The sequence below is a fragment of the Actinoplanes aureus genome, assembly GCF_015704865.1.
GTDB classification, from domain to species: Bacteria; Actinomycetota; Actinomycetes; order Mycobacteriales; family Micromonosporaceae; genus Actinoplanes; species Actinoplanes aureus.
The window spans coordinates 259,374-279,665 of sequence record NZ_JADQTO010000011.1 but is presented as its reverse complement, the minus strand read 5'-3'; the positions used below and the strand labels follow the sequence as shown (position 1 = coordinate 279,665).

The following is a 20,292-nucleotide window of genomic DNA, read 5'->3' as shown; positions in this document are numbered from 1 at the left end:
TCCGCCGGCTACCGGATCGTCCCGGTCTCGAGCGGCTCCGGCCGTGACGTGGTCGGGTCCTCGCCCAGGTCGCCCTGCTGGTCCAGCCAGAACAGCAGGGCCAGAGCCGGTACGACCAGCAGCAGCGCGGCGACGAACCAGATGAGCAACCAGCGGGTCGTCGCCGCGTCGGCGGCGCCGGCCTGAATGGTCAGCGAGAACGGCAGCAGGTACGGGTACTGGGCCACCGCCCACGCCCACACGAGCGCCGCGATGCCGCCGGCGCTGACCAGCCGCATCAGCCACACCCGGACGCCGGTGGCCAGCCAGAACGACCCGAACAGCAGGCCCAGGCTGAGCAGCAGCAGGGGCCAGCTCCGCTGCACCACCCGGTCGAACATCTGCTGCTCGTCGAAGCTCAACGCGACCAGCACGGCGATGCCGAGCAGCAGCCCGGTGACGCCGGCGACGCGGGCCCGGACGCGGAAGTAGCCGTCCAGGCCGGCGACATCGTGCCGGTGTGCTTCGGCGAGCAGGTAGACCGCCGAGGCGTACGCGCCGATCGCCACCGTCAGCAGGCCGGCCAGGATCGAGGTGGGGTTGAGCCAGCTGGTGATCTCGTTGCCGGCGGCGTTGCCGACCGGGATCCGGCCGGCGAGCACCGCGCCGACGGCGGTACCCAGGCAGAACGGCGTGAGGAACGAGCCGATCCCGAACAGCCGGCCGGCCAGGTGCCGCATCCGGGCCCGGGTGGCGTCCTTGCTCATCGCGAACCCGGCGGCCCGCAGCACGATCCCCAGCAGGGCGAGCGCGAGCGGAATGTACAGCGTGGACATCACCGACGCGAACGTGCTGCCGAACCCGGTCCAGCAGACCACCAGCACGTAGATCAGCCAGACGTGGTTCGCCTCCCAGACCGGCGTGAGGGCGTTGTCGATCAGCGAGCGCGGCAGGCGGCCACGGTCGCGTCCGCCGGCGGTCAGGTCCCAGAACCCGGCGCCGTAGTCGGCGATGCCGGTGCACGCGTACAGGGTGATGGCCAGCACCATGATCCCGGCCACGGCGACGTCGGCGCTCATCGGAGGACCTCCGTGTCGTCGATGGCCGGGCGGGGGCCGTAGACCGCCAGGTCGTCATCGGTGTGGTCGGTGTCGCGCCAGCGGCGGGACATGGCCCGCAGCACGGTCACCGTGCCGACGGCCAGGGACAGGTAGAGCACGGCGATCGCGGTGAAGCTGATCCACAGCGTCCCGGCGCCGGTAGCGGTGACCGCGTCCTCGGTACGCATGATGTTGTAGACGATCCAGGGCTGGCGGCCCACCTCGGTCACGATCCAGCCGGCCTCGACAGCGATGTACGTCAGCACCCCGGCACTCGCCGCGAACCACAGGAACAGCCGATTGTCCGGCACATCGCGTTTTCGCCAGTAGGCGAGGCCGAACCAGAGGGAAAGCAGCATCAGCACGGTGCCGATGCCGACCATGACGTCGAACGCCCAGTGCACGATGTTCACGTTCGACGGCCGATCCTCCGCCGGCACCTGGTCGAGGCCCTGCACGTAGGTGCTGGTGCTACCACCAGCGAGCCACGAATTGAGCCCGGGGATGGAGATGCCGCCGTCGACCGTGTTGGTCGCGCTGTCGTACCGGCCGAACAACACCTCCGGCTGATGAGCGCCGGACGTGGTGACGGCCTCCATCGCGGCGAACTTGACCGGCTGATCCTTGAAAACCGCGACCGCGGTCAGGTCACCGACGACGAACTGCACCGGGACCAGCACGGCGCCGATGGTCAGCGGGATGAGGATGCCCAGCCGGTGATACCGGTCGCGGCGGCCTTTCAGCCAGCCGACCACGTAGATCGACGCCACCGTGAACGCCGCGGCCATGTACGCGGCGACCAGGAAGTGCGCGAACTCGTACGGCAACGCGTCGTTGAAGATCGCCTGGATCGGGTCGACGTTGGTGATCTGCCCGTTCGCGTCGATCTCGAACCCGGTCGGCTGGTTCATCCAGGCGTTCGCCGAGATGATCGAGAACGCGCCGCCGATCGCCACGAACGGGATCGGCAGGCCCAGCCAGAAGTGGGTCCACGGCTTGACCCGCCGCCACCCGTAGATGTAGACGGCGACCAGGATCGCCTCGAGGAAGAACAGGACGCCCTCGATCGCGAACGGCAGGCCGAACACCTCGCCGAACCGGCCGGTCAGCCCGGGCCACAGCAGGCCCATCTCGAACGACAGCACCGTGCCCGACGCGGCGCCCACGGCGAAGGTCAGCCCGGCGGCGTGCGACCAGCGCCGGGCCAGCGTCAACGCCACCGTGTCGTTGCGTTTGAGGCCCTTGTAGTTCGCGATCAGCATCAGCGTGGGCAGCGCGATCCCGAACGGTACGAAGACGATGTGAAACATCAGCGTCAATGCCATCTGCTCCCGGGCGGGCAACAGCTGGGCGGGAGCGGCGAGCAGGTCCGGATTCACCGCTCCACGATGGGTCAGCGCCGTGAGTTCCCACCTCATCCACCCGGGGTGAGGCCGCCCCACCGGTACCGGCCGACGATTGCCAACGCAACCGTCGGAAGGAGTCAACGATGGCCGGCACGACCCGGGTCGTCATAGTCGGTGCGGGGTTCGCCGGGGTGGCCTGCGCGCGGCGGCTGGCGGCCGAGCCGCGCGCCCAGGTGACCCTGCTCGACCGCAACGGCTACCACCAGTTCCAGCCGCTGCTGTACCAGATCGCCACGGCCGAACTGGCACCGCGCGACATCCGGTTCGAGCTGGACGAGATGTTCGCCCGGCACGCCAACGTGGAGACGCGTACCGGCGACGTCGTCTCGATCGACCCGCACACGCCGTCGGTGACGCTCGCCGACGACAGCACGGTCCCCGCCGACGTGCTGGTGCTCGGCGCCGGCGCGCAGCCGAACTTCTTCCACACTCCGGGCGCGGAGCAGCACACCCTGCCGCTGTACAGCCTCGACGACGCGGAACGGGTCCGCGGGCGGCTCCTGGAACTGTTCCGCGACGCCGCGGCGAAAGCGGAGCTGATCGACGACGGCGCGCTCACCTTCGTGGTGGTCGGCGGCGGCCCCACCGGGGTGGAGACCGCCGGTGCGCTGGCCGAGATCGTGCACGACGTGATGCCGCACGTCTACCCGCACCTGGCCATCGCCGGTGCCCGGGTCATCCTGGTCGACCTGGGCCACACCGTGCTCACCGCGTTCTCCGACGACGCGCACGGCTACGCCGTCAAGCAGCTCAAACGCCGCGGTGTCGAGCTGCGCCTCGGCGTCCCGGTGAAGGAGGTCACCGCCGACGGCGTCACCCTCAACGACGGCACCGAGATCAAGACCCGCCTCGTGGTCTGGGGCGGCGGCCAGATGGCCGCACCGCTCGCCTTCCGGTCCGGCCTGCCACAGGGGCGCGGCGGCCGCATCGACGTACGCCCGGACCTCACCGTCCCCGGCTTTCCCAAGGTGTACGCGCTCGGCGACATCGCCAACATCCCGGCCGCCGACGGCGAGGCCCTCCCCCAGCTCGGCAGCGTCGCACAGCAGGCCGGCGACTGGGCGGCCGGCAACATCATCGCCGACATCGAGGGCGAGCACCGGCAACCCTTCCACTACAGGGACAAAGGCATCATGGCGATGATCGGCCGCAAGGCCGCGGTCGCCGAGATCGGCCCGCACCGGCACGAACTCAAGGGCCGGTTCGCCTTCGCCGCCTGGCTCGGCGTGCACGCGCAGCTGCTGGCCAACGCCGGCGCCGAGATGCGCGCCTTCGCCGCCTGGCTCGACGACTTCTACCTCCGGCCCGCACACCGCTCGGCCGAACTCCTCGATCCCGCCACGATCGACCAGCCACGCATCCGAAAGGGCGACTGACGATGGCACCGAACACACGGGGTGACGTCCTCGTCATCTTCGGCATCACCGGCGACCTGGCCAAGGTGATGACCTTCCGCTCGCTGTACCGCCTCGAGCTGCGCCGCCTGCTCGACTGCCCGATCCTCGGTGTGGCGGTCAACGACTGGACGCGGGAGGACCTGGTCGCGCACGCCCGCGCCGCGATCGAGGGCACCGGCGAGAAGATCGAGGAGGAGGCGTTCGAGCGGCTGACCGGGCGGATGAGCTATCTCAGCGGCGACTTCGGGGACCCGGCCACCTACCGCCGGGTCGGCGAGGCGATCGGCGGCGCCGCGGTACCGGTGTACTACCTGGAGATTCCGCCGTTCCTGTTCGCGCGCGTCACTCAGGGATTAGCCGAAGCCGAACTAATCCGCGCCGGACGAATCGTCGTGGAAAAACCGTTCGGCCACGACACCGATTCAGCGAAGGCCCTGGCCGCGGAGATCCACCAGCACGTCGACGAGTCGCAGCTGTACCGGATCGACCACTTCCTCGGAAAAATGGGCCTGGAGGAACTGCTCTACTTCCGGTTCGCCAACACCATGCTGGAGCCGGTCTGGAACCGCAACTACGTCGAATCCGTCGAGATCACCATGGCGGAGAGCTTCGGCGTCGAGGACCGCGGCCACTTCTACGACCCGGTCGGCGCCGTCCGCGACGTCGTCGTCAACCACCTCATGCAGGTCGTCTCCGCCGGCGCCATGGAATCGCCCGCCGGCGGCGACATCGACCAGCTCAAGAACACCCAGCTGGCACTCTGGCGCGCGGTCGAGACGGCGGACCCGGCGAAGTACGTCCGCGGCCAGTACGACGGTTACCGCTCGATTCCCGGTGTCGCGCCGGACTCGCAGACCGAGACCTACGCCGCGATACGCCTCGACATCGACAACTGGCGCTGGTCGGGAGTGCCGTTCTTCATCCGTACCGGAAAACGGCTGCCGGTCACCCAGACCGAGTTCCGGCTGGTCTTCAAACGCCCGCCGAAACTGGGCCTGCGACTGCCCGGCGGGATACACCAGCCGGAACCGGACCAGCTGGTGGTCAAGCTGGACCCGTCGACCGGGCTGCGCCTGAAACTGCAGGCGCACCGCTCGGACGCGGACGGACCCGAACCGGTCACCCTGGACATGGAGTTCGCCCAGGAGGGCGGGGAGGGGCCGACGCCGTACGAGGTGCTGCTGCACGCGGCGCTGCTCGGCAACAGCACCCGCTTCCAGCGCCAGGACGGCGTCGAGGAGACCTGGCGGATCATGCAGCCGCTCATCGACAACCCGCCGCCGGTCGAGACGTACGCGCCGGGAACGTGGGGGCCGCCCGGCGCCGACCGGCTCGTCGCCGACCACGGCGGCTGGCACGGCCCATGGGTGACGCCATGACCGTCCTGCCGCACCGCGACCCCGGCAACAACGGCAACCGGCACCGCCGGCCGGTACGCCGCCGGCTCACCCACACCGTCGCCCCGGCCGATCCGGGGACGGTGTGGCCCCGGGTCGAGACCGCGGTCGCCGGTGTGCCCGGCCTGTCCCTCGACGGCGGCGAGATCCTTGGCCTGACCGCCCGCTCGGCGACCGTCTCGGCCCATCTCGGCGGCCAGCCGGTGGTGGTGCGAGTGCTGTTCAACGCCGACGGCACCTGGCAGCCCGCGGCACTTCGCCTGGCCACGGTCGGGCGGCACCGCTGGCCGGTGTGAGCCCACGCTAGAGGCCGAACGCGCCACCCTCGACCAGGATGACCAGGCCGATCGCGATCAGCACCACCGGCAGGACGATGTGCCCCCAGCGGGCCAGGGTCCTCGCCACCAGCGGCCGGGTGGCGAGGAACCAGCTGGCGGCGCACCAGACCGCCACGCCCACCAGGAAGACGGCGATGTAGGCGGTCATGCCGCCGATCCCGGCGACGGTGAAGACCGGCACGTAGACGCCGATGTTGTCGCCGCCGTTGGCAAAGGTCACCGCGGCGACCTGGAGGACGCCGACGGCGTCCGGAGCCTCGTCGTCCTCTTCGCCGCGGTCCCGCCAGACCCGCCAGGCGGCACGCACGCCGAGGGCGAGCGGCAACAACCCGAGGTACGGCACGGCGGCGTCCGGCAGCAGCCCGGCGCCGAGCGCCCCGACCACCGACACCGCCAGGATGCCTAGAAATCCGAGGTACTGTCCCGCGACCACCCGCCAAGCGCTGCTCCCGCCTGCGGCGAAGAAGACGGCCAGCAGCACCAGATCGTCGATGTTGGTCACCGCGAACATGCCGGCCGCCTGGCCCAGGGTGGACAGCTCCATAGCCGTCCATGATCCAAGAAGCCGTCCGGCTCCTGGAATGATGGGTCCGTGGACGCGTTCGACGCCCTGATCGCACCGCTGCGGCCGGAGCTGCACGCGCACTGCTACCGGATGCTCGGCTCGGTCCACGACGCCGACGACGCTCTCCAGGAGACCCTGGTCCGGGCCTGGAAGGCGTTCGACCGCCTCGACGGCCGGGACAATCCGCGGGCGTGGCTGTTCCGGATCGCCACCAACCGCTGCCTCACGATGCTCACCGGCCGGGCCCGCCGCGAACTGCCCACCGGCACCGACGCGGCCTGGCTGGAGCCGTACGCCGACGACCACCTCGGCCCGGAGGCCCGCACCGTGGCCCGGGAGACCATCGAGCTCTCCTTCGTCGTGGCGTTGCAGCGCCTCTCCGCCAGGCAGCGGGCCGTGCTCCTGCTGCGTGACGTGCTCGGTTTCAGCTCGCGGGAGGTGGCCGGGCAGCTGGGCTCGAGCGTCGGCGCCGTGGACAGCGCCATGCAGCGGGCCCGCAAGGCCCTCGCCGAGGCGCACCCGGGACCCAGCCAGCAGGCGACGATCAGTGACCTCGGCGAGCCGGCAGTCCTGGATCTGGCCCGCCGGTACACGGCCGCCTGGGAGTCCGGCGACGTCGACGCCATCGTCGGGATGCTGACCGACGACGCCCGGTACTCGATGCCGCCGCTGCCGCTGGCCTACCACGGCCGCCCGGCGATCCGCGGCTTCCTGTCCGAGGACGGCGGGCCGCTCTCCTACCGGTGGCGGTTCCGGCCGGCCGCCGCGAACGGGCAGATCACGTTCGGCACCTACCGCTGGGACGACGACCGGGCCGCGTACCTGCCCGGCGGCCTCGACCTGCTGCGCCTGCGCCCGGACGGCATCGCCGAGGTGGTCTCCTTCCTCGACGCCGACCTGACCACGTTCGGCCTGCCCGCGAAATTGCCCTCCTGATCGCGATGGATTCGCGCCGCCCGCCGGGTTGTACCGGCATGAGCGACGAAAAGACGATCACTGAACTGATCGAACGCTGGGTGGCCGCCATCCGCGCCACCGACCTGGACGGCGTCCTGGCCGGCCACGCCGACGACATCGTCATGTTCGACGTACCGCCGCCGCAGGACGGCGTCCGCGGCATCGACGCCTACCGCGAGACCTGGCCGCCGTTCTTCGACTGGATCCGGAGCGGGTCGGTCTTCGAACTCGTCCAGGCCGAGGTCACGGCGGGCGCCGACACCGCGTACGCGCACCTGCTGCTGCGCTGCGGCTCGCCGGCCGCCCTCGCCCGCCATCCCGGCCACCGCCTGCGCATCACGCTGGGCCTGTGCAAGGAGGCCGGCCGCTGGCTGATCGCCCACGAGCACCACTCGTTCCCGCTCACCGACGCGGCCGAGTCGGAGCGGGAGATCCGGGACCTGCACGATTCCTGGTTCGCCGCCACCGCGGCGAAGGACCTGGACGCGCTGATGGCCCCGATCGCCACGGACGTGGTGTCCTACGAGCACGAGACGCCTCTCGCCTACACCGGCCGCGACCAGGTGCGCGAGGTGTGCCGGCGCGGCCTGGAGGCCGGCGCCGGCGAGGTGACCTGGCAGGTACCGGATCTGACCGTGGTCACCGACGGCGACCTGGCGGTCGCCTGGGGCCTCAACCGGGTCCGCGCCGACGGCGCGCCCGAGACCTGGTCCCGGGGCACGCGTGTCTTCCGGCGCGCCGGCGGCCGGTGGGAGATGGTGCACCAGCACCTCAGCTATCCGCTCGAGCCGGCGACCGGCGAGGCCCGCACAGATCTGAAACCGTAGAGGTACGCGTTTCGCACTCCCCCGAAATCCACGGGGTACCCGCCCTCCCCCCGCGATCAGGCGCGGGGAGACGCCCCAGCGCGAGCGCCGGGCCCATGCAGGTGGTTGCGCAACCCCACCGGCGTTTCCCGGCGGGCGCGCTGGGGCATCTCGCCGTGCCGGATCGCGCGGGAGCGGCGGGACGGCCACGGCATCGGCGGGACGGCCGGCGCCCGTACCGGCGAAAAGGCGTGAGCGGAAAGCCCACCCGGACCACCGCGGTCTTTAGAGTGTGCTGATGTCGAGGGTGCTGTTCACGATCGCGTTCGCGATGGCTGTGCTGGTTTCGTTCAGCCTGCACGAGGCCGGGCACATGGTGTCGGCGAAGCGGTTCGGGATGCGGGTGAAGCGGTACTTCGTCGGGTACGGGCCGACGGTGTTCTCGTGGCGGCGCGGCGGCACGGAGTACGGGCTGAAGGCGATCCCGGTCGGCGGGTTCTGCAAGATCGCCGGGATGGTGCCGGACGACCCGGTGGAGCCGGCCGACCGGCATCTGGCGATGTGGCGGTTCCCGCTGTGGCAGCGGACCGTGGTGATGGCGTCCGGCGCGCTGACGCAGTTCGGGCTGGCGATCGTCGCGTTGTGGTTCGCGGCGGCGTTCGTCGGCCTGCCGAACCTGGCGTATCCGCGGACGCCGGCCGACTTCAGCGCGCAGCCGGCCGCGATCGCGGTCGGGGACTGCCTGACCGCGGACGCCGCGCGGGCCTGCACCGCCGCTGATCCGGTGTCGCCGGCGAGGGCGGCCGGGCTGCGCGACGGTGACGTGCTGACCGCGGTGAACGGCGTGCCGATCGGGTCCTACGGCGAGCTGGTGCGCGTCGTCCGGCAGAGCGCCCCCGGACCGGCCGTGATCGCCTACACCCGGGACGGGCAACCGGGGACGGTGTCGGCCGACCTCGTCGCGCGGGGCCCGGTCACCGTGCTCGGCGTCGACTTGCGGGTCTCCGCGCCGCCGGAGGTGACCTACGGGCCGGCCGGGGCGTTCGGGGCGACCGTGACGTACTCGGGCTGGCTGGCCGGGCAGACCGTGGACGCGGCCAAGCGCATCCCGGCGAAGGTGCCGGCGCTGTGGCGGTCGATCACCGGCGGCGAACGCGACCCGGACACCCCGATCAGCGTGGTCGGGGCCAGTCTGATCGGCGGTGAGGCGGCCTCGCTGGGCCTCTGGTCGACGGTTCTAATGATCTTCATCGGGCTGAACGTGTTCATGGGGTTCTTCAACCTGCTCCCGCTGCTACCGCTGGACGGCGGGCACATCGCCGTCTGGTGGTTCGAGCGGGCCCGGTCCTGGCTCGCCGCGCGGCGGGGACGGCCGGACCCGGGGCGGGTCGACTACTACAAGCTGATGCCGCTGACCTACGCGGTCATCCTGATCGGCGCCGCGTTTACCCTGCTCACGGTCACGGCCGACGTGATCAATCCGATCACCATCCAGTGACCTGGGGTACTCTGGCCCCGTGGAGCAGGACACCAGCGCCCAGCGCAGCATGACCGAGGTGCTCGCCGAGCTCGGCGTGCCGGTCACCGCTGAGGGCAAGGCCCGCGCCAGCGAGCGCCTGCGCGACGCCGACGCCCGGCGCGACCACGCCGAGCGGGCGGCGTTCCTCGCCGAGATCCGCCGGCGGCCGGCACCGGCCGCGTGACCGAAAAGAAACGGGCGGTCCGGCTGGTGCTGGACGCCTCGGCGGTCGTCGGCTGGGTGCGTGGCTCGGTCGCGGTCGGTGAGCTGATCGCCGAGATCGACGACGAGTACGGCGCGGTCATCCTGCCGCTCCCCTGCCTGGTCGAGGCGGCGCATTCCACCGGAATGCTGCAACAGGCCCACCTGGAGATCCTGATCGGTCACCGCGCGGTGACCCTGCTGGCCGACGACCCCGCTGACTGGCTGGCGCTGACCACGCTGCGCGGCATCCTCGGGAGCCCGGACCGGGCGTCGGCGGCGATGCTGGCCCTGGACGCCGGCGTCGACGTGCTGACCCGCGACGCGAGCTGGTACGCCGGCGTGGCCGGTGGGCGGATCGCCCTGCAGTTCGACCGGTAAGCCTGTCAGGAATCAAGAAGCCGTGTCACCAGGGCACACCTAGCGTGGTGGGTACACGAGAGGAGTGACCATGATCAAGACCGTACTGCACCCGGTCGCCGACCTGACCAAGGCGAAGGCGATCTACACCGCTCTGCTCGGCGTGGCCCCGCAGGCCGACGGCGAGTGGTACGTCGGCTACGACGTCGAGGGCCAGCACATCGGCCTCGTGCCGAAGGGTGGCCCGCAGGGCATGACGTCGCCGGTGGCCTACTGGCATGTTCCGGACATCGAGGCGAAGCTGGCCGAGGTGACCGCAGCCGGCGCCACCGTGAAGGACGCACCGAAGAACGTCGGCGGGGGCCGTCTGGTGGCCTCGTTCACCGATCTGGACGGTAACGTTCTCGGGTTGATCCAGGACAGCATCTAGGGGGAGAAAGAATGAGCGAGCACCGCCTGATCCGCGTGCACGGCGCCCGGGTGAACAACCTGAAGGACGTCAGCGTCGAGATCCCGAAGCACCAGCTGACGGTCTTCACCGGCGTGTCCGGGTCGGGTAAGAGTTCGCTGGTCTTCGGCACGATCGCCGCCGAGTCGCAGCGGCTGATCAACGAGACCTACAGCTCGTTCGTGCAGGGCTTCATGCCGACCATGGCGCGGCCGGACGTGGACGTGCTCGAGGGCCTGACCACGGCGATCCTCGTCGACCAGGAGCGGATGGGCTCCAACCCGCGCTCCACGGTCGGCACGGTCACCGACGCCAACGCGATGCTGCGCATCCTGTTCAGCCGGCTCGGGAAGCCGTATATCGGCTCGCCACAGGCCTTCTCGTTCAACGTCGCCTCCATCTCGGGCGCGGGCGCCGTGAAGATCGAGAAGGCCGGGGTGGTCACCAAGGAGCGGCGCTCGTTCAGCATCACCGGCGGCATGTGCCCGCGCTGCGAGGGCCGCGGCTCGGTGACCGACTTCGACCTGACCGAGCTGTACGACGACAGCAAGTCGCTCAACGAGGGCGCGCTGACCATCCCCGGTTACAGCATGGACGGCTGGTTCGGGCGGATCTTCCGCGGCTGCGGCTACTTCGACCCGGACAAGCCGATCAGCAAGTTCACCAAGAAGGAACTGAACGACCTCCTCTACAAGGAGCCCACCAAGATCAAGGTCGACGGGATCAACCTGACCTACTCCGGCCTGATCCCGTCGATCCAGAAGTCGATGCTGTCCAAGGACGTCGACGCGATGCAGCCGCACATCCGCGCCTTCGTGGAGCGGGTGATCACCTTCACCGCCTGCCCCGAGTGCGGCGGCAGCCGGCTCGCCGAGCACGCCCGGTCCTCGAAGATCAAGGGGATCAGCATCGCCGACGCGTGCGCCATGCAGATCAGCGACCTGGCCGACTGGGTACGCGACCTCGACGAGCCCTCGGTGGCCCCGCTGCTCGACAAGCTCGGCCACACCCTGGACTCGTTCGTCGAGATCGGCCTCGGCTACCTGTCCCTGGAACGGCCGGCCGGCACTCTCTCCGGCGGTGAGGCGCAGCGCACCAAGATGATCCGGCACCTCGGGTCGGCGCTCACCGACGTCACGTACGTCTTCGACGAGCCGACGATCGGCCTGCACCCGCACGACATCGCACGGATGAACGACCTGCTGCTGCGGCTGCGCGACAAGGGCAACACGGTCCTCGTCGTCGAGCACAAGCCGGAGGCCATCGCGATCGCCGACCACGTCGTCGACCTCGGCCCCGGCGCCGGGACGGCCGGCGGCACCATCTGCTTCGAGGGCACCCTCGACGGGCTGCGGGCCAGCGGCACCCTCACCGGCCGCCACCTCGACGACCGGGCCTCCCTCAAAAAGGACGTCCGCAGGCCCACCGGCAAACTCCAGGTACGCGGCGCCGGCACGCACAACCTGCAGAACGTCGACGTCGACATCCCGCTCGGCGTGCTCGTCGTCGTCACCGGGGTGGCCGGCTCCGGCAAGAGCTCGCTCATCCACGGCTCGGTGGCCGGCCGCGACGGCGTGGTCGCCATCGACCAGGGCGCGATCCGCGGCTCGCGTCGTTCGAATCCGGCGACCTATACCGGCCTGCTCGAACCGATCCGCAAGGCCTTCGCCAAGGCGAACGGGGTGAAACCCGCCCTGTTCAGCGCCAACTCCGAGGGCGCCTGCCCGAACTGCAACGGCAACGGTGTCATCTACACCGAGCTGGGGATCATGGACACCGTGGCGACTCCGTGCGAGGTGTGCGAGGGCAAGCGGTTCGAGGCGTCGGTGCTCGACTACCACCTCGGCGGCCGCGACATCAGCGAGGTGCTCGGCATGTCGATCGCCGAGGCCGAGGAGTTCTTCGGCGCCGGCGAGGCGCGCATCCCGGCGGCACACAACATCCTGTCGCGGCTGGCCGACGTCGGGCTCGGCTACCTGAGCCTGGGCCAGCCACTGACCACCCTGTCCGGCGGCGAACGGCAGCGGCTCAAGCTGGCCACCAACATGGGCGAGAAGGGCGGCATCTACATCCTCGACGAGCCGACCACCGGTCTGCACCTGGCCGACGTCGAGCAGCTGCTGGCCCTGCTGGATCGCCTGGTCGACGCCGGCAAGTCGGTGCTGGTCATCGAACACCACCAGGCCGTGATGGCCCACGCCGATTGGATCATCGACCTGGGCCCGGGCGCCGGCCATGACGGCGGCCGCATCGTCTTCGAGGGCACCCCGGCCGACCTGGTGGCGGCGAAGAACACCCTCACCGGCAAGCACCTGGCCGAATACATCGGCTGATTCTTCACCGGCCCGGCGGGAATCAGCCGCCGGGCCGGCTCACCCTTCCGGGTGATATTCGCGCCGGCGCTGTCCGCATTCTTTCGAAGCCGGACCACCGGCTTCGGTTGATCTACCTGCGCGATCGCCCGGAAGTCGAAGTAAACGGCACCGGCCGCGCGCTGATCCTCAATGGACGGCCGCGGTTACCGTCAGACTCATGACGCTCCACCCGGTGCCGATTTTCTACAGCGAGTCTGCCTACCGAATGGCATATCACAATGCCACTTCACCCTGGCGGGATCCGTGGCGAATCGATCCCGTCCCACCAGAGGTTCGTGCACGGTTACGCCTAGGCGGTCCCGGCGCTGAGAGCGCCCGCTACGAACGCCTCGGCACGGCTACCGTGATCGCGCTGGCCATGGTCTTCGCTGGAGTGCTCGGCACGTTCGCCCACGCCGTTCTCCACGTCGGCATCACCCTGATCTCGGTAGCGTCGGAAGCAGGCACGGGCCGGAGCGGTAGCCTGAAGGACGACGCGGTGATAGCGGTGACCCAGGGCGGGCCCGGATGGTGGGACACGGCGTTGGGTGCCGTCTCGTTCTTCGCCCTGGTGGCCCAGTTCGCCGCACTCTTGGCGACGTGGCTTTCCACCGGACCGAGCGGCGGACCGATCAGCTTCTTCGAAACGCCCTACGACTTCGGCCGGTGGGGCGCCGAGAGAATCGGCCGATCCATGACGGTCGCATTCTGGTGGTTCGTCTCCGGCGCATGGGTCGGCTGGTCGGAGCGATTCCCGTTGCTCGCACTGACTTCCCTGCTGAAGTGGGGAGCATTCCTGGTGGTGATCATCACGGACGCTCTGATCTATAACGCCGTACCATTTGTGGATTTGAGGCCGCTCGTCGTCAGCGCGCTCGAGGTCTTTCTGAACCCCGCCCGGTCCGACCGCCTGGGGCTCTCCTTCACATTTTCGGCGGCTGCCTTGAGCGCGCTCTTGTTTCTTGCCGGTCGCGCATTGAGACGTCACCAAGTGCGGTGAGTCAGATCAAGACCGGATCCGACGGCGTGGCCGCGTCCTCCCGCAGCCGGAAGCTGAGCAGGGCCGATCCAGGCTGAGGAGATAGCCCCAGCCGGCGCCAACGCCGTTGGCGATGTCGAGTCCGGAGCGTCTCGTGGTCGCCGCCGCGAAGCAGGCCGCCCCGACCGGGAGCTTCCGTAGTCAGGCTCGATCTTGCTTGGCCCACGCTCAACGCTGTCTCAACGGCCGCCGGACAGCACCCACGTTGGGCCTCCTGGCCGGCACGAACAGCGGCTGCGCGAGAGTCAACGCGCCGGCTCGGGTGGGCGCCGACTACATCGCCGTGCCGCAGTGCGGGGCGGTGCCGGTGCCGCGAGCGGAACCGGCTGCATGGGCCCGGCGGCCGCGCTGCGGCCGGGTGTGGGCTGGCGGCCGCGCGGGCACGGCGGGGCGGCGCCGGTTGGGTGGGAGGTGTGGGGCGTACCGGAAGAAGAGCGTCAGACCGGGACCGCCTCGCGATGCGGAACCGGCGCCTCGGAGCGCGCCGAGAACCGCAGGCTGAGCAGGGCCAGCACAAGGCCGACCACGGTGAGGCCGACCCCGATCCAGGCTGAGGAGAGGTAGCCCCAGCCGGCGGCGATGGCGGCGCCGCCCAGGGCGGCGCCGACGCCGTTGGCGATGTTGAGTGCGGACTGGTTGACCGCCGCGCCCATCAGCTGGGCGCCGGGTGCGGCGGCGATGAGTTGTGCCTGCAAGGCCGGGACGATGAAGAGGCTGGCGGCGCCGACCAGGAACGCGCCGAGGAACAGGCCGGCCGGGTTGGCGGCGGTGACCGCGAAGAAACCGGCCGAGCCGAGCAGGCCGGCGAAGCCGAACAGCACGCTGCGGCGCAGGTCGCGGTCGGCGGCGATGCCGCCGACGGCGATGCCGGCGGTCATGCCGAGGCCCATCACCGCCATCACCCAGGGGACGGCGGTGGCGGGCAGGCCGGTCACCTCGGTGGTCACCGGCGCAACATAGCTGTTCACCGTGAAGAAGCCGCTGGTGCCGACGGCGACGACCAGCGCGACCAGCCAGACATGCGGTGAGCGGAAGGCGCGTAGTTCGGCGCGGGGTGAGCCGCCGGGGGCGGCGGCGACCGGCGGCACGGTGGCGAGCACGGCGAGGAGGGTGAGGGCAAAAGCAAGAGCGACAGCGAGGTACGCGAGACGCCAGCCGTGTGCCTGCCCGAGTGCGGTGATCAGCGGTACGCCGAGCAGGTTCGCCGCGGTCAGGCCGCCGATCACGATAGCGACGCCTCGACCGTGGTTGCCGGGGCCGAGGATGTTCGCGGCGAGGATGCCGGCCGCGCCGAAGTAGGCGCCGTGGGCGAGAGCGGCTACGAAACGACCGGCCAGCACCAGCTCGAAGGTGGGCGCGAGCGCGGACGCGGCGGTGCCGATCACGAAGAGACCGAGCAGTCCGACTACCAGGCCCCGGCGGGGTGCGCGGGCGGTGAGCGCGGCGATGGTGGGTGCACCGACCACGACGCCCAGCGCGTAGATGGTGATCATCCAGCCGGCGGTGGCGACGGCGTCCGGGGCGGAGCGCGCGTACTCGGCGGGAAGCAGGTCCTGGGCGATCTGCGGGAGCAGTCCCATGGCGGCGAACTCGGTCAGCCCGAGCCCGAAGCCGCCCAGGGAGAGAGCGAGCAGGGCCGCCCAGCGGCGGCCGGCGGTCAGTGTGTCCACGAAGATCGACTCTAGAACGTTCTAGTCCGCGCGCCGATAGAACGTTCTAGTGATCACAAAGTAGGATTCCCCCGTGCACGCAGGAGATCGCCGGACTACCCTCGCCGACGTCGCCGCCGAGGCCGGGGTGTCGGTCGCCCTGGTGTCGATCGTCATGCGCGGCGCGCCGGGCGCCGGGGCGGCCACCCGGGAGCGCGTCCTGGAGGTGGCCCGGCGGCTGGGCTATCAGCCGGACAGCCGGGCCCGCCTGCTACGCAGCGGCCGTACCCGCCTGCTCGGCGTCGTCTTCGACGTGCGGCACCCGTTCCACCACGACCTGCTGACCGGCCTCTACGACGCCGCCGGCCGGGTGGGGTACGAGCTGACGCTGAGCGCCGTGACCCCCCGGCGTGACGAGCACACCGCCGTCGAGGGCCTGCTCCAGGACCGGTGCGAGGCGCTCGTGCTGTTCGGCGGGCGGATGCGCACCGCCGAGCTGGCCGGCGTCGCCGCCCGGCTGCCGGTGGTCACCATGATGCGCGGGGTGCGGCACCGGGACGTCGACGTGGTCCGTACCGACGATCACCTCGGCTCCCAGCAGGCCGTCGACCATCTGGTGGCGCTCGGGCACCGCCGGATCGCGCACGTCGACGGCGGCGGCATCCACGGCTCGGCGGAACGCCGCCTGGGCTATCACGAGGCGATGCGGCGGCACGGGCTGTCCGAGCACGTCCGGGTGCTGCCCGGCGGCGCGGGCGAGGAGGACGGTGCGCGCGCCGCCGCGGCGTTGCGGGACGGCCCGCCGACCGCGGTCACCGTCTTCAACGACCTGTGCGCCACCGGCCTGCTCGACGTGCTGCGCCGCGACGGCCTGGACGTGCCGGGCGACATCAGCGTGGTCGGCTACGACGACAGCAGCTTCAGCCGGTTGGCGCACATCGACCTGACCACGATCGCGCAGGACGTGGACGCGATGGCCGGCCGGGCGCTCAGCCGGGCGGTCGAGCGGATCGAGGGGGCGCCGGTCACCCAGCGCGAGGTGGTGATCCCGCCGCGCCTGGTGGTACGCGGCACCACCGGCCCGGCCTGATCAGCGCAGCCGGCCCCGGATCGCGAGGATCGCGTTGAGGCTGTGCTGCCGGGTGCAACGTTCCAATTCGGCCGGCGACACATCGCGGGCCCGCAGCTGGCGCAGCAGGTCGTCGTGCTCGTCGACCGCGCTGGCCAGGCGCTTCGCCGGGTACTCCGAGGCCAGCACCCGGGAGGCGTCGATCCGGTCCCAGAGGCTGTCCAGCGACTCGATGAGGTACTCGTTGTCGCCGCAGGCGTAGATCACCCGATGGAACCGGCGGTGCAGCGACATGACCCGCTCGTGGTCCGTCGGCCCGGCGGCCTGGTCACGCAGAGCGTCGTTGAGCTCCTGGGCCTCGTCCAGCGCGGCCGGGGTGATCCGGCGCTGCGCCCGGACGACCGCGTAGCCGTCGAGCAGGGCGAGCATCTCGACGAGCTGCTCCCAGGCCTCGCCGTCGAGGGTGTTGACCCGGGCGCCGACGTTGCGCTCGAAGGTCACCAGGCTCTCGGCCTCGAGACGCCGCATCGCCTCGCGCACCGGGACCGGGCTGACGTCCAGGTCGCGGGCGATGACGCTGAGGACCAGACGGTCGCCGGGACCGTACCGCCCGTTCACGATGGCCTCGCGCAGCGCACGGTAGACCGCCTCGTGCTTCGACAGGCCCTCGGAGGAGAGCTGCATCGTGCACACCCCCTCTGGACGCCCCTCAGGGGATCGTATATCCTCGACGAATCGTATACGATTCCGGCGTCGCTGGAGCCGAACGGGGGGACGCCGGCGCAGGTCGGTTTAGGCTCCGAGTCGACGCGCGATCGAGGCGGTCGCCCCTTGTGGGCGGCCGCCTCGATCCGTCCAGACCTGCCGATTTAGCTGCGCCGCACACCGGGATCTCCTCAAGATCACAGCATGTGCGCCGCCACGAGGTTGCCGTCCGCCATCGCCCCGATGCTGGCCACACCCGGCCCGGTACCGGTGGGGGCCGGATGGGCGGCGGAGATCAAGCACGACGGGATGCGAGCCGGCGTCACGGCCGTCGACGGCCGGTGGCGGCTCCGCAGCCGGACCGGCCAGGACATCACCGGAGCGTTCCCGGAACTGGCCGTGCTGCCCGACCTGCTCGGCGGCCGGCGGGTCGCACTCGACGGCGAGCTGGTGGTGCTCAACACCGCGGGAGCCTCGGACTTCGCCCTCCTGCAACAGCGCATCGGCGTACGCGATCCCAGCCCCCGGCTGCTGCGGGCGGCGCCGGCCACCCTGTACGTGTTCGACCTGCTCGTCATCGACCAGCAGGAGGTGATGGCGGCGCCCTACACCGAGCGCCGGGCGATGCTGGAGGACTTGCGGCTGCGGGCCCCCGGCGTGGACACCACACCGGCGTTCGTCGACGGAGCCGCCGAGCTGTACGCGGCGGCGCAGGAGTACAACCTGGAGGGCATCGTCTGCAAACGGCTGACCTCGCCGTACCTGCCGGGTCAACGGTGCAGGACGTGGGTCAAGACGGTCATTCCCCACGTGGCCGACGTGGTGGTGTGCGGGTGGCTTCCCGGCCGCGGTCGCCTGCGCGGCACGATCGGCGCGCTCGTCGTCGGCGCGTACGACCGGACCGGGCACCTGCACCTGATCGGCCGGGTGGGCAGCGGCCTGTCCGGCGCGGCCCGTCAGCAGTTGCAGGAGCGGCTCGCACCGTTGCGCCGCAGTAACCCGCCGACCGGCCATGCCGAGAGCGTCGCCATGGCGGAGGCGACCTGGGTCGACCCACAGGTGGTGGCGCGCGTCGCCTACCGGTCGTGGACGGGCGGCACCCAGCTGCGGCACCCGGTGTATCGCGGTGTGCTCGACGACCGGGACGCCACGTCCGCCCAACTCCCAGAGGTCATGAGGCCTGCTCAACGGTGACGGCACCCGCCTTGGTCCGCACCTCGATCCGGTGCGCCGAGCCGGGATCCTGGTCGACCGAGACCTTCGACCGGCCGACCTCGGTGGCGACCGTGACCGCGTAGGCAACCCCGGGCGGCAGGCGCAGGCTAACCGCGCCCACCTCGGTGCCGACCGCCAGGGCGGTCGGCGCCTTCGTGAACTCCAGCTCGGTGGCGCCGGCCCGGCTGTTGACCGTCACCTCCGGACCGGCCAATCCGCTGCCGCGCACCGCGCCGGCCTCGGTCGTCACCCGCACGTCGCCGGCCAGCCCGGTCAGCGTCACCGCCCCGGCCTTCGCGGTGACCTCGCTGCGGGTGGCGGCCGGCACCCGGATCCGGTACTCCACCTCGCACCGGACGTCGCCGCCGCCGCAGCCGGTTTCGGTCAGGGTCAACGTGGTGGCCTCGACGCGGTGTGCCGTTCTCGGACGGTCCTCGGCGTACCGGAACCGCTCGGTGACGGTGACCGGGCCGTCGCCCGCCTCGACCGTGATCGCGGCGGCCCGGGCGTCGACGACCAGGGCGTCGACCGGTTGATCGATCTGGTAAGACTGCTCGTCGGTGCTGGTGCCGGCCGAGCAGGCGGGCAGGGCGGCCAGTGCCACCAGCAGGAGCAGGACGCGACGCGTCATGGTGATCGCCGGCCGCAGAAGGCGCGGATCAGCACGTCGTTGTAGACCGCCATCCCGGCCGCCCCGAGCAACTGCGGGTCACCGTTGATCGCGAGGACCGTCTGGCGCCGGGTGTCCGGGCTGATCCAGGCGTAGACCAGGTAGCCGGCCACGTTGCCGCTGTGCCCCCAGGCCACGCCGCACGGGGTCCAGCGCTGCACGCCGAGCCCGGAACTGCTGGGCAGGTCGGTGTCCGGGTCCGGGACGGTGTTCGTCATCATCTCCCGCATCAGCCTCGGACCCAGCAGCTCGCCACCGAACAGCGCCCGGTAGAACCTGGCGGTGTCGGTGACGGTGCTGGTCAGGCCGCCGGCCGCCCATGCCCACGGGTACAGGTAGGTCAGGTCGGTCGCCACCGGCGGATCGCCGAGCGGGAAGTATCCGTGCAGGTGCGGACCCCAGATGTCGGCGGTGCGCGGCAGGTCCGTGCCGGTCAGGCGCAGCGGCCGCAGGATCCGGGCGCGAAGCTCATGGTCGAAGCTACGGCCGGTGACCGCCTCCACGATGTACGCGGCGAGGAAGAAGTTCGTGTCCGAGTAGTTGAACCCGGTGCCCGGCCGGTACAGCGGCGGATGCTCGAACGCGATGTCCAGCAGCTGCTGCGGCGTCCAGACGTGGCCCAGGTCGCCGGCCAGGTACGGGGCGAGCACCCGCGGATCGTCGTTGAAGTTGAACAGCCCACTGGTGTTCTGCAGCAGGTGACGAACGGTGACGCCGCGCCCGTAGCCGTGCGGGATCACGCCGGGCAGCAGCCGGTCGACCGCGTCGTCGAGCCCCAGCCGCCGCTCCTGCACCAGTTGCAGCACGACGACGGCGGTGTAGCTCTTCATCAGGCTGGCGGCCCGGAACCGATCGGTGATCCGGGCCGGTCGCCCGGTGGCCAGATCGGCGACGCCGCTGGTCAGCCGGGCCGTGTGCCGGCCGTCCCGGTCGAGCAGCAGCGCGCCGGGGGCGCCCGCTGCGACGAGGCCGTCCAGCGCCCGCCGCAACGGATCGGTGCCCGCCGCCGCTGCCGCGGAACCCGGCAGGAGAAGGACCAGGGCGGTCAGGAGACGTACGGTGAACGCTGCCATATGCCTCACGCTCGCAGGTCCGGGACGGGACGGGCAACGGCGGCG

Annotated in this window: 20 protein-coding genes; 13 read left to right on the top strand and 7 right to left on the bottom strand. The window is 71.0% G+C overall.

Annotated features, from left to right (window positions below; all coding sequences use genetic code 11):
- Window positions 1-8 precede the first annotated feature (8 nt).
- Window positions 9-1,058, bottom strand: coding sequence for a cytochrome d ubiquinol oxidase subunit II (locus I4J89_RS24405; RefSeq protein WP_196416369.1), 1,050 nt, complete (start codon window positions 1,056-1,058; stop codon window positions 9-11).
- Entirely contained in the window at window positions 1,055-2,497 is a 1,443-nt protein-coding gene (locus tag I4J89_RS24400; RefSeq protein WP_196416368.1) for a cytochrome ubiquinol oxidase subunit I, read from the bottom strand. The genes I4J89_RS24405 and I4J89_RS24400 overlap by 4 nt, the downstream gene beginning before the upstream one ends.
- A gap of 71 nt (window positions 2,498-2,568) precedes the next feature.
- On the opposite strand from I4J89_RS24400, the gene I4J89_RS24395 reads away from it, so the two are divergent.
- From I4J89_RS24395 to I4J89_RS24385, 3 genes are read left to right on the top strand one after another with little or no spacing between them, the layout of a single operon-like run.
- A complete protein-coding gene (locus I4J89_RS24395; RefSeq protein ID WP_196416367.1) occupies window positions 2,569-3,861 on the top strand; it encodes an NAD(P)/FAD-dependent oxidoreductase in 1,293 nt (430 codons plus the stop codon).
- Between the two features lie 2 nt (window positions 3,862-3,863).
- The gene (locus tag I4J89_RS24390; RefSeq protein WP_196416366.1) at window positions 3,864-5,261 is read left to right on the top strand and encodes a glucose-6-phosphate dehydrogenase; all 1,398 of its coding nucleotides are present in this window, start codon (window positions 3,864-3,866) and stop codon (window positions 5,259-5,261) included.
- Window positions 5,258-5,575 carry a hypothetical protein gene (locus I4J89_RS24385; RefSeq protein ID WP_196416365.1) on the top strand — a complete coding sequence of 106 codons (318 nt, stop codon included), beginning with the start codon at window positions 5,258-5,260 and terminating at the stop codon, window positions 5,573-5,575. Before I4J89_RS24390 ends, I4J89_RS24385 begins: the two co-directional genes overlap by 4 nt.
- Window positions 5,576-5,582: 7 nt before the next feature.
- Here the strand turns inward: I4J89_RS24385 and I4J89_RS24380 are convergent, their stop codons facing one another.
- Window positions 5,583-6,161 carry a cadmium resistance transporter gene (locus I4J89_RS24380; RefSeq protein ID WP_196416364.1) on the bottom strand — a complete coding sequence of 193 codons (579 nt, stop codon included), beginning with the start codon at window positions 6,159-6,161 and terminating at the stop codon, window positions 5,583-5,585.
- Window positions 6,162-6,209: 48 nt separating this feature from the next.
- On the opposite strand from I4J89_RS24380, the gene I4J89_RS24375 reads away from it, so the two are divergent.
- From I4J89_RS24375 to I4J89_RS24340, 8 genes are all read left to right on the top strand, one after another.
- Window positions 6,210-7,118: an RNA polymerase subunit sigma-70 gene (locus I4J89_RS24375; protein ID WP_196416363.1), complete on the top strand. Its 909-nt coding sequence runs from the start codon at window positions 6,210-6,212 to the stop codon at window positions 7,116-7,118.
- A gap of 38 nt (window positions 7,119-7,156) precedes the next feature.
- Complete coding sequence (locus tag I4J89_RS24370; RefSeq protein ID WP_196416362.1) at window positions 7,157-7,966, top strand: YybH family protein; 810 nt, start codon at window positions 7,157-7,159, stop codon at window positions 7,964-7,966.
- 277 nt (window positions 7,967-8,243) lie between these two features.
- The gene (locus I4J89_RS24365) at window positions 8,244-9,443 is read left to right on the top strand and encodes a M50 family metallopeptidase (protein WP_196416361.1); all 1,200 of its coding nucleotides are present in this window, start codon (window positions 8,244-8,246) and stop codon (window positions 9,441-9,443) included.
- Between the two features lie 19 nt (window positions 9,444-9,462).
- Window positions 9,463-9,648 (top strand): hypothetical protein, encoded by a 186-nt coding sequence (locus I4J89_RS24360; RefSeq protein WP_196416360.1) that lies wholly within the window; start codon window positions 9,463-9,465, stop codon window positions 9,646-9,648.
- Complete coding sequence (locus I4J89_RS24355) at window positions 9,645-10,046, top strand: hypothetical protein (RefSeq protein WP_196416359.1); 402 nt, start codon at window positions 9,645-9,647, stop codon at window positions 10,044-10,046. The genes I4J89_RS24360 and I4J89_RS24355 overlap by 4 nt, the downstream gene beginning before the upstream one ends.
- A 70-nt stretch (window positions 10,047-10,116) precedes the next feature.
- On the top strand, window positions 10,117-10,455 hold the full coding sequence (locus tag I4J89_RS24350) for a VOC family protein (RefSeq protein WP_196416358.1): 339 nt from the start codon (window positions 10,117-10,119) through the stop codon (window positions 10,453-10,455).
- Window positions 10,456-10,466: 11 nt separating this feature from the next.
- The gene (locus I4J89_RS24345; protein ID WP_196416357.1) at window positions 10,467-12,806 is read left to right on the top strand and encodes an ATP-binding cassette domain-containing protein; all 2,340 of its coding nucleotides are present in this window, start codon (window positions 10,467-10,469) and stop codon (window positions 12,804-12,806) included.
- A 199-nt stretch (window positions 12,807-13,005) separates the two neighbouring features.
- Window positions 13,006-13,827, top strand: coding sequence for a hypothetical protein (locus tag I4J89_RS24340; RefSeq protein WP_196416356.1), 822 nt, complete (start codon window positions 13,006-13,008; stop codon window positions 13,825-13,827).
- 476 nt (window positions 13,828-14,303) lie between these two features.
- Here I4J89_RS24340 and I4J89_RS24335 read toward each other — a convergent pair whose 3' ends face one another.
- Complete coding sequence (locus I4J89_RS24335) at window positions 14,304-15,536, bottom strand: MFS transporter (RefSeq protein ID WP_196416355.1); 1,233 nt, start codon at window positions 15,534-15,536, stop codon at window positions 14,304-14,306.
- Between the two features lie 73 nt (window positions 15,537-15,609).
- On the opposite strand from I4J89_RS24335, the gene I4J89_RS24330 reads away from it, so the two are divergent.
- Complete coding sequence (locus I4J89_RS24330) at window positions 15,610-16,605, top strand: LacI family DNA-binding transcriptional regulator (protein WP_196416354.1); 996 nt, start codon at window positions 15,610-15,612, stop codon at window positions 16,603-16,605.
- Here the strand turns inward: I4J89_RS24330 and I4J89_RS24325 are convergent, their stop codons facing one another.
- A complete protein-coding gene (locus tag I4J89_RS24325) occupies window positions 16,606-17,268 on the bottom strand; it encodes a GntR family transcriptional regulator (RefSeq protein ID WP_196416353.1) in 663 nt (220 codons plus the stop codon).
- A 225-nt stretch (window positions 17,269-17,493) separates the two neighbouring features.
- Between I4J89_RS24325 and ligD the strand changes: the two genes are divergently transcribed.
- The gene (ligD, locus tag I4J89_RS24320; RefSeq protein WP_196416352.1) at window positions 17,494-18,483 is read left to right on the top strand and encodes a non-homologous end-joining DNA ligase; all 990 of its coding nucleotides are present in this window, start codon (window positions 17,494-17,496) and stop codon (window positions 18,481-18,483) included.
- On the opposite strand, the gene I4J89_RS24315 is transcribed toward ligD, so the two are convergent.
- Window positions 18,461-19,135, bottom strand: coding sequence for a DUF4097 family beta strand repeat-containing protein (locus I4J89_RS24315; protein WP_196416351.1), 675 nt, complete (start codon window positions 19,133-19,135; stop codon window positions 18,461-18,463). The genes ligD and I4J89_RS24315 overlap by 23 nt on opposite strands.
- Entirely contained in the window at window positions 19,132-20,247 is a 1,116-nt protein-coding gene (locus tag I4J89_RS24310; RefSeq protein ID WP_196416350.1) for a serine hydrolase domain-containing protein, read from the bottom strand. The genes I4J89_RS24315 and I4J89_RS24310 overlap by 4 nt, the downstream gene beginning before the upstream one ends.
- Between the last annotated feature and the right edge of the window lie 45 nt (window positions 20,248-20,292).